This is a genomic window from Erwinia psidii, from assembly GCF_003846135.1.
GTDB classification, from domain to species: Bacteria; Pseudomonadota; Gammaproteobacteria; order Enterobacterales; family Enterobacteriaceae; genus Erwinia; species Erwinia psidii.
In genome coordinates, this window is the sequence record NZ_RHHM01000032.1 from 1 (window position 1) to 2,219 (window position 2,219).

At 61.0% G+C, this 2,219-nt stretch carries 2 protein-coding genes; one reads left to right on the plus strand and one right to left on the minus strand.

Annotation, left to right across the window (positions count from 1 at the left end):
* Positions 1–180, minus strand: a 180-nt coding sequence (locus EB241_RS21710; protein WP_233592668.1) for a hypothetical protein, incomplete at its 3' end; no start/stop codon positions are given.
* On the opposite strand from EB241_RS21710, the gene EB241_RS20655 reads away from it, so the two are divergent.
* The coding region (locus EB241_RS20655) for an ATP-dependent Clp protease ATP-binding subunit (RefSeq protein ID WP_124234932.1) at positions 179–2,219 on the plus strand (2,041 nt) is incomplete at its 3' end. The genes EB241_RS21710 and EB241_RS20655 overlap by 2 nt on opposite strands.

The window sequence follows — 2,219 nt, forward strand, 5'->3', positions numbered from 1 at the left end:
GTAATCGCCTGACGGGCAGTCCCTTCTGCCCGCTTTTTCTTTGCTGAACGCCTGCGTGACGGGCGTTGAGCAAAGAACCCCACAAACTGCCAGCCTGACCGCATGCGCTTTGGTCCCTGCCACGGGAAACAGCGATGGGCGGTAGCGTGTCCAGGCATGATTCAGGAGAAAATACACCATGGAAAATCCGGCCATTCTGCTGCGACGTCTGACCCCTTACTGTGCCCGTGCGCTGGAAGGGGCTGCCTCGCTCTGTCAGACCCGTGCCCATGCGGAAATTCTGCCTGAGCACTGGCTGCTGAAACTGCTGGAGCAGGGCGAGGGCGACCTGACGGTGCTGGCGCGCCGTTATGAGTGGGATATGGATGCACTGTGGCAGGATTTGCTGGGCTGGCTGGACAAGCAGCCGCGCTCAGTTCACCAACGCCCGCAGCTGTCTGATGCCATTCAGTCTCTTCTACAGGAAGCCTGGCTGATTGCTTCTCTTAACGGCGAGGAACAAATACGCAGCATCCATCTGCTGATGGCGCTGGTTGATAAACAGAACCTGGTGCGCTGCGACGGGCTGTGGCCGCTGCTGACGCTGGGTCAGAATCAGCTGGAACGCCTGCGTCCGCTGCTGGATGGGCAGTCGGATGAACGCCCGGAAGTGCAGCAGGAAGCAGAGCTTGCGCAGAGCCACGGTGGTGAGGTGGAAATGGTCGGCCGTCCGGTGGGTGCAGAACTGAAAGAGGGGGAACTGACCCCGGCCCTGCAGAACGCGCTGGATAAATTCACCCTCGATGTCACCGCCAAAGCGAAAGAGGGCAAAATCGACCCGGTGTTTGGCCGTGATACTGAAATCCGCCAGATGGTGGATATTCTCTCGCGCCGTCGCAAGAACAACCCAATTCTGGTCGGCGAGCCGGGTGTCGGTAAAACCGCCCTGGTGGAAGGGCTGGCGCTGCGTATTTCAGAAGGTAACGTCCCGGAAAGCCTGAAAACAGTCGTTCTGCGCACCCTCGACCTCGGCCTGTTGCAGGCGGGCGCGGGCGTGAAAGGGGAGTTCGAACAGCGCCTGAAAAACGTCATCGATGCTGTACAGCAGTCGCCAATCCCGATTTTGCTGTTTATTGATGAAGCACACACCATCATTGGCGCGGGCAACCAGGCGGGTGGTGCAGATGCGGCCAACCTGCTCAAACCGGCACTGGCGCGTGGTGAACTGCGCACCATCGCCGCCACCACCTGGAGCGAGTACAAACAGTACGTTGAACGCGATGCCGCGCTGGAGCGCCGCTTCCAGCGGGTGTTAGTGGATGAGCCGGACGATGACACCGCCTGCCTGATGCTCAGGGGCCTGAAGTCCCGTTATGCGGAACACCACGGCGTGCATATCACTGACGATGCAGTCCGTGCTGCCGTCACGCTGTCGCGCCGTTATCTGACCGGACGCAAGCTGCCGGACAAGGCTGTTGATTTACTCGACACGGCGGCAGCCCGCGTGCGTATGAGCCTCGATACCGTACCCGAACAGTTGACCCGCATCCGCTCGCAGATGACCTCCCTTGAAATGGAGAAGCAGGCGCTGCTGGAAGATATCGCCGCCGGCAGCAACCGTCATGGCGACCGCCTGGCTGCCATCGAGCAGCAGCGGGCTGAACTGGAAGCGCGTATTGCGGAGCAGGAAGCACGTTTCAGCAACGAAAAGGCGCTGGCGCAGCAGCTGATGGCCAGCCGCCAGGATATCAGTCAGCAGGCTGAAATTACTGACCTGCAACAGCAACTGGAGCAGGTACAGCAGGGTGACGTGCTGGTTCAGGTGGATGTGGACACCCGAACCGTGGCGAACGTGATTGCCGACTGGACCGGCGTCCCGTTCTCCTCGCTGATGAAGGACGAACAGACCGAACTGCTGACCATGGAAGCTGAAATCGGTAAGCGTGTGGTCGGCCAGGAAGCGGCGCTGAATGCCATCGCCCAGCGTCTGCGCGCGGCGAAGACCGGGCTGACGTCAGAGAATGGCCCACAGGGCGTGTTCCTGCTGGTCGGCCCGAGTGGCGTCGGTAAGAGCGAAACCGCGCTGGCGCTGGCGGATGTGCTGTACGGCGGCGAGAAATCCCTGATTACCATCAACCTGTCCGAGTACCAGGAGCCGCACACGGTGTCGCAGCTGAAAGGCTCACCGCCGGGCTATGTCGGTTACGGCCAGGGCGGCATCCTCACCGAAGCCGTGCGCA